Source organism: Cedecea sp. (assembly GCF_036500665.1).
In the GTDB taxonomy this organism is placed as follows: Bacteria; Pseudomonadota; Gammaproteobacteria; order Enterobacterales; family Enterobacteriaceae; genus Cedecea.
This window is the reverse complement of record NZ_DASYBS010000142.1, coordinates 67,134-73,615: the sequence shown is the minus strand read 5'-3', so window position 1 is coordinate 73,615 and position 6,482 is coordinate 67,134. Positions and strand designations below refer to the sequence as shown.

At 53.8% G+C, this 6,482-nt stretch carries 10 protein-coding genes; 8 read left to right on the top strand and 2 right to left on the bottom strand.

Features of this window, described 5'->3' with window-relative positions:
• The first annotated feature begins 46 nt into the window (after nucleotides 1–46).
• On the top strand, nucleotides 47–808 hold the full coding sequence (locus VGM55_RS23610) for a hypothetical protein (RefSeq protein ID WP_414648314.1): 762 nt from the start codon (nucleotides 47–49) through the stop codon (nucleotides 806–808).
• Nucleotides 805–1,116: a hypothetical protein gene (locus VGM55_RS23605; protein ID WP_154189284.1), complete on the top strand. Its 312-nt coding sequence runs from the start codon at nucleotides 805–807 to the stop codon at nucleotides 1,114–1,116. Before VGM55_RS23610 ends, VGM55_RS23605 begins: the two co-directional genes overlap by 4 nt.
• Nucleotides 1,117–1,177: 61 nt before the next feature.
• On the opposite strand, the gene VGM55_RS27545 is transcribed toward VGM55_RS23605, so the two are convergent.
• Nucleotides 1,178–1,336: a hypothetical protein gene (locus VGM55_RS27545; RefSeq protein ID WP_414648312.1), complete on the bottom strand. Its 159-nt coding sequence runs from the start codon at nucleotides 1,334–1,336 to the stop codon at nucleotides 1,178–1,180.
• Nucleotides 1,337–1,376: 40 nt separating this feature from the next.
• Nucleotides 1,377–1,541, bottom strand: coding sequence for a SymE family type I addiction module toxin (locus VGM55_RS27540; protein WP_414648311.1), 165 nt, complete (start codon nucleotides 1,539–1,541; stop codon nucleotides 1,377–1,379).
• Between the two features lie 79 nt (nucleotides 1,542–1,620).
• Between VGM55_RS27540 and VGM55_RS23595 the strand changes: the two genes are divergently transcribed.
• The 6 genes from VGM55_RS23595 to VGM55_RS23570 all read left to right on the top strand — a co-directional run bounded on the left by VGM55_RS23595 (nucleotide 1,621) and on the right by VGM55_RS23570 (nucleotide 6,479).
• Complete coding sequence (locus tag VGM55_RS23595) at nucleotides 1,621–2,013, top strand: contact-dependent growth inhibition system immunity protein (protein WP_331636917.1); 393 nt, start codon at nucleotides 1,621–1,623, stop codon at nucleotides 2,011–2,013.
• Nucleotides 2,014–2,328: 315 nt separating this feature from the next.
• Complete coding sequence (locus VGM55_RS23590) at nucleotides 2,329–2,631, top strand: hypothetical protein (RefSeq protein ID WP_331636916.1); 303 nt, start codon at nucleotides 2,329–2,331, stop codon at nucleotides 2,629–2,631.
• A gap of 180 nt (nucleotides 2,632–2,811) precedes the next feature.
• Entirely contained in the window at nucleotides 2,812–3,687 is an 876-nt protein-coding gene (locus VGM55_RS23585) for a sugar ABC transporter permease (protein ID WP_331636914.1), read from the top strand.
• The gene (locus tag VGM55_RS23580; protein WP_331636913.1) at nucleotides 3,677–4,564 is read left to right on the top strand and encodes a carbohydrate ABC transporter permease; all 888 of its coding nucleotides are present in this window, start codon (nucleotides 3,677–3,679) and stop codon (nucleotides 4,562–4,564) included. Before VGM55_RS23585 ends, VGM55_RS23580 begins: the two co-directional genes overlap by 11 nt.
• A gap of 11 nt (nucleotides 4,565–4,575) precedes the next feature.
• On the top strand, nucleotides 4,576–5,400 hold the full coding sequence (locus tag VGM55_RS23575) for a phosphodiesterase (protein WP_154189288.1): 825 nt from the start codon (nucleotides 4,576–4,578) through the stop codon (nucleotides 5,398–5,400).
• Nucleotides 5,401–5,405: 5 nt separating this feature from the next.
• Nucleotides 5,406–6,479, top strand: coding sequence for an ABC transporter ATP-binding protein (locus VGM55_RS23570; RefSeq protein ID WP_331636911.1), 1,074 nt, complete (start codon nucleotides 5,406–5,408; stop codon nucleotides 6,477–6,479).
• Nucleotides 6,480–6,482 lie beyond the last annotated feature (3 nt).

Here is a 6,482-nt window from a genome sequence, read left to right as displayed (position 1 = left end):
AGCGTGTTCGGGCGGAAAAAGCGCGTCGGGGAAAAAATCTCCGGGCATCGAAACGCCTCAGCAAAAACAGGTTGTAACTGACTGTCTGCACAGGGAAAAACCGGGTTCGTCGCTGGACTGCGCACCGGATAACGTTGTTGTTGAGAATAATGCGCTGAGTGATGGCTGGAACAATATACTGCCATCAGGGGCTATGGATTACGGCCAGTCGGTACAGTCCTATGTGAAATATGCGCAGGACAATAATCTACCGCCTGAACAGGTACAGGCGGGTCTGGCGCAGATGGTGAAAGGCGATCTGCCGGAAAGTGCGGATATTATTAAAGCCATCCTGAGCAATAATCCCGGTTCAGATACGGTAATGGCCCTGCTGACGGCGGAAGAAGCGAAGGATTACGCGCTGGCGTTACTGACCTCAATCCCGGCAGAAAAAGCGTTATCGCTGGTTGGTAAGGCTACGGGTGTTATCTCGAATAAGATCCTGATCAGTGCAGCGGAGAAAATATCGACGGCCAAGCCTGGGAAACAATTTACTGCGCCAAGAGATCTGAATGAGCAGGTATTGTGGAATCAGGTTAAGGAAAATCCGTCAGGTGGTCACCCATTAAAAGGAATGAATACTGATCCTCGTTTCCCAACCAGTGCAGGGTTCCAGAAAATGGCTACTAATCATACCCTTCCAGATGGAAGTAATATTGAAATACATTATCAATATAATGCTGTCACAAATAAGGCTTATGACGTAAAAATTGTCACACCTAAACGTTCAGATTTACAACCAGGGCCTTCTTTGAAGGAAATGCCATGAAGATAAGAAACCAATTTGCAAGGCAAACAGTAGATATTTATGCCATTTACTGGATTGGGGGAAATACCTATTTTTATGGTCTTCCTAAGGGAAATGGTGGGCTTACTGTTTATAAATTAGAAAACGGTATAGATATAATTGATCCTAATCTGGATGGGGATTTTATTTATTATAAAGAAGGGGTTTTTTATAAACCATTGATAGAGGAAAAGCTTTTGGATGATCTTCTTGAATACGATGAAACAGCCTATAACCGGTTCCTTGAGATCCTGAAAGCAGAGGGTCGGGTAGATCCAGACTTCTATTAACCACTAAAAATCCCGCCCTTATTCGGCGGGATTTTACTTTATATACCAGTCAGTTATCTTCTCACTTCTGCGGCCTGCTGATAACCTCGATCAGCTCCGTCACCTGCCGCTGCTTGCGGGCGGAGAGTTTACAGACCTTGCGCAGCGTCTGCATAATCTCCGGCTCGGGCGGCAGGGCCGGGAGCGGCTCCTGCGTGGTCAGTACCAGGCAGCCCGGCATCACCCGCACCTTAAGCGGCGTCCCGGTCTCAAATCCTGCCTCATCGAGCCAGCCAGTCGCCCTTGAGGTGCAGACTGGGCGTGCGGGAGTAATAGGTGGTCATGTATGTGGTGCGGTTCTCGTGACGGCGGCTGACATAGCCGACCTTGAGGTGCCGCAGTGCTTGGGGTGTGGCGGGTTCTGACTTATGATGTTGCTTAGCCATATCAACTACTCCTAATAGTTGTTGTGGCTAGTCGTGTCACGGTGTTGACGCACCGTGACACGATGCCTATAAACTCTTCTTGTGTGCTACCTCTTCACTGTCCAGCGCTTGGCATCGTGCATATGTAAAATGCTGGCAATCACCGTCTCCACTTGAACTATGGTTTGAACGCGCCATCGATATACCTATCGAAGAGTTGGCCGTAGAAGATCTTTGCCGTGCCATTCGGCAGAATCTATGTGTTGACCAATTAATGCCTGGCGTGTTGGATGTGCTGACTGAAGATCCGCTGGCTGGAGAATATTATGATGGTGAACTTATAGCAGCTTTATCGACGATAAAAAGCAAGGACCTAAAAGATCAGAAACGTATTTTTATCCAAATAAAGCAACTTATAAATCAGTTAGAACCTTCAGATATTAATAATGATTTAAAAAAAGACATATCAAAAATTAATCAAATAATCGTATAACCAACCCCGACCTCTGCATTATGGCGTGCGACACCGTGTGCGGTGGAGGGTGAGGTCACCATCCCTGGTGGTTTCTTCCTTCCCTGTCGTCTGTAAGTAAACCCCAAAGCAGTTGTTGGCCCGGCGCTTCCGCTAATAGCACAAAACCAGCAGTGCCTGCTGATAGCGGAGCCGCCAGTGATCTACAGGGGAGGCCGGAACTAGTCAGGTTCCTCGAAGCATTAGCTACAATACAGATAATTCCGGGCTGATATTGCTTTAGATTATCAGCCTGATGACGCTGATATGCCCGCAATCCTTTGTTACGAGGTCACTATGAAAAAGCGATTTATACTCGCGGCAATTCCTGTCTTACTCACCACCTTTAGCAGCCAGGCTTCTTCGGAGGCCGCCTGGCAGCAGTTGGACAAAGACGTGCAAAAAAGCTGCCTTGCCATTAGCGCGCTGCAGGAGAAAAAGATTGAAGGTAAGCGCACAGATTTTAGCGACGACGTTGGTTACTCGGCGGTGGTGATTTCAGGCAACTATAAGTTTAAAAACAGCAGCCCGGTACCGGGCAAAGAGCTGTGCCTTTATAACCGCAAGAGCAAAAAGGCCAGCCTGGCGCAGATGCAGTAGCGTTTTCCTTGTCTGAAGAATATATCCCTGTAAAGACAATCTCTTTGAGCGACAGGCAGTTATCCCTCAGCCGGGAGGCTGCCGGTTTTCTATACCGCCAAACTGCCATTTCCCCGTCACGTTTCTGCCATAAATCACTCCCATACTGTCTGACTTCTGACCCCGACAGGTTTTCGGACAATGACAAAAAGACCCTGGCTTCCCTGGCTGATTCTCACGCCGTCTTTACTCTTTTTATTGCTATTTACCTGGTTCCCGCTGATCCGCTCGGTGTACGACAGCCTGTTTGATACGCGTATGGCGGGCGACGCTGGCGCTTACGTGGGCATAGGCAATTATGTGCGCCTGTTCGCCGACGCGGTGTTCTGGACGTCGCTAGTGAATAACCTGTTTTATATCGTGCTGACCGTCATTCCGGGCGTTGCCCTGGCGCTGCTGTTGGCGGTCGCGCTGTGGGAAAACCACCGCATTAACCGCTGGCTGCGCACGGCCTTCTTCTTCCCGATGATTATTCCGATGGTCAGCGCGGCGGCGCTGTGGCTGTTCATCTTTATGCCGGGGATGGGCATGCTGGATTACTACCTGGCGAAGCTGTTTGGGCCGATGAACAACAACTGGCTCGGGCGCAGCAACAGTGCGCTGTACGCGCTGGCGCTGATTGGCGTGTGGAAGTTTGCCGGTTATTACATGCTGTTCTTCCTTGCGGGGTTACAAAGCCTGCCTGCCTCGGCGCGAGAAGCAGCGATCGTGGAAGGCGCGACCTCATCGCAGGTGTTCTTTAAGGTCACGCTGCCGCTGCTGCGCCCGACGCTGAGCTTTGTCATTACTACCGCGCTTATCTATTCGATCACGCAAATCGACCACGTGGCGGTAATGACGCGCGGCGGGCCGGATAACGCCACGACCGTGCTGCTGTATTACATCCAGAGTCTCGCCTGGGACACTCATGATTTGGGCAAAGCCTCCGCCGCCACTTTCCTGACGTTGGCCGGCCTGTTTGTCTTCTCGTTCGTTAACCTCAAGCTGCTGGAAAGGGGCGCCCACCATGAGCGTTGAGTTTTCTGGGGCCGTTGTCAACGCGCGTAGCGTCCCGCAACCGCTGTGGTTGCGCCTGCGAAAATCAAAGGGCGTTACGCTCACCGTGCTGATGTGCTGCCTGGCCTTGCTGTGGGTTAGCCCGTTTGTCTGGATGCTTTCTTCAGCCTTTAGCGCCAGTACCTTCGGCGAAGGCATGGCCTCGATATTGCCGCGCTTTCCCCTGACGCTGGATAACTTCCGCGATGCGTGGCAGAGCGCCGACTGGCTCAGTTTGTACGCCAATACGCTGATTTTCAGCTTCGGTACTTTCTTCGTGCAGCTCATCACCATCACCAGCGCCGGATATGTTTTTGCCTGCCATGAATTTCGCGGCAAACAGACGCTGTTTCTGCTGTTCCTGGTGCAGCTGATGATCATGCCGGTGGTGATGATGGTGCCGAACATGATGACGCTTAAAACCCTGGGGCTGCTCAATACGCTGACCGGGGTGATGATGCCGTATTTTACCTCCGCGTTCGGGGTGTTCCTGATGCGTCAGGCGTTCCTCGCCATCCCGAAAGAGCTGGAGGAGGCCGCACTGATGGAAGGCTGCCGCTGGTGGCAGGTGCTTTACCGCGTGCTGCTGCCGATGTGCTGGCCGTCGGTGCTGGCTTTCGCCACCGTGAGCATTACCTACCACTGGAACGAGTACCTGTGGCCGCTGATGATGCTCAATGACCCGGACAAACAGGTGCTGACGGTCGGGCTCGTTTCGTTTGCTATGGGCGCCGAGTCCGGCGGCCAGTGGGGCACCATCAGCGCGGGTACCATTATGGTCTGCCTGCCGCTGATGCTCGCCTTTATCGCCTTCCAGAAGCAGTTTCTGCGAAGTTTTGGTTTTTCAGGCATCAAGTAAGGAGTTGAGTGATGTTATTGGCCCATATTTCCGACACCCATTTCCGCAGTCAGAACCAGAAACTGTATGGCTTTATCGACATCAACGCGGGCAATGCCGACGTGGCCTCGCAGCTGAATGCGCTGCGCGAACGCCCGGACGCGGTCATCGTCAGCGGGGATATCGTCAACTGTGGCCGCCCGGAAGAGTACCAGGTCGCGCGCCAGGTGCTCGGTACCATCAAGTCGCCGCTTTATCTGATCCCCGGCAACCACGACGACAAAGCGCATTTCCTTGAGTATTTGAATCCGCTTTGCCCGCCTCTGGGACACGATCCGGAAAACATTCGCTATGCGGTGGACGATTTCGCAACCCGGCTGCTGTTTATCGACTCCAGCCTGGCCGGGCACTCCAAAGGCTGGTTGACGGACAACACCGTGGCCTGGCTTGAAGCGCAGCTAACGGCGGGCGGCGACAGGCCCACAGCCGTCTTTATGCACCATCCTCCGCTGCCGTTGGGCAACGCACAGATGGACAAAATCGCCTGCGAAAACGGTCATCTGCTGCTGGGTTTGGTGGCGCGTTTCCCGTCGCTGGTGCGCATTTTCTGCGGTCACAACCACTGCCTGACGATGACCCAATATCGCCAGGCGACAATCGCCACCATCCCCGGCACGGTTCACCAGGTGCCGTACCACTTTGAAGACAGCCGCCCGTATTACGACTTGTCGCCGCCGTCCTGCCTGATGCACCGCCAGGTGGGCGACCAGTGGGTGAGCTACCAGCATTCGCTGGCGCACTATGCAGGCCCGTGGCTGTACGACGCCGCGATCGGTTGCCCGACGGATGAGCGTTAATTGCCATGTTAAGACTGAATCAGGTAAGCAAGCAGTTCGAAGGCAAAGCGGCGCTGAACGCGCTGTCGCTCAGCATCGAAGAAGGTGAATTTGTGGTGCTGGTGGGGCCTTCCGGCTGCGGTAAAAGTACGCTGCTGCGGATGCTGGCCGGACTGGAAGAGGTCAGCAGCGGTGAGATTTGGCTCCACGGCGAGAATATTACCTCGATGTCGCCGCGCGAGCGCAACTTCGCGATGATCTTCCAGAACTATGCGCTCTTTCCGCACCTGACCGTGCGCGACAACATCACGTTTGGCATGAAGATCCGCAAAGAAGATAAAGCCAGCTGGCAGCCGCGCCTCGAGCAGGTGGCCACGATGCTGCAACTTGGCGAATTGCTCGACCGTAGACCGGCCAAACTGTCCGGCGGGCAGCGCCAGCGCGTGGCGATGGCGAGAGCCATTGTGCGTAATCCGCGCCTGTTCCTGATGGATGAGCCGCTCTCAAACCTGGATGCTCGCCTGCGTACCGAGGTGCGTGACAACATCATGGCGCTGCACCATCAGCTCAAAACCACCACCATTTACGTCACCCACGATCAGACGGAGGCCATGTCGATGGCGGACCGTATTGTGGTGATGAACGGGGGCGTGGTGCAGCAGGTGGGCAAGCCGGAGTATCTTTATGCCCGGCCAGCTAACCTGTTTGTTGCCGGTTTTATCGGCTCGCCCGCAATGAATTTGGTTTCTCTGCCCTGTGAAAACGGACGCGTTTTGCCCGCTACGTTGAATCTGCCTCTGCCGCCTGCTGCGGAGAAAGCGCAAAGCGTCTGGTTCGGGATTCGCCCGGAGCACCTGACGGACAGGCCAGAGAACGGGCACCTGACGCTTTCGGCGACGGTGCTGCAAAGAGAACTGATGGGCGCAGATTATCTGCTCCATGTCAGCACACCCCTGGGAACGTTACGCTACACCCGTCGCCACCGCGACGAGGTACCAGAAAAAGGCGATACGCTTACCCTCGGTTATTCCACATCGGATATTCACCTTTTCCACACAGACCTTCACCACAACTTACACCAGGAGATTGACCATGTTTAACCC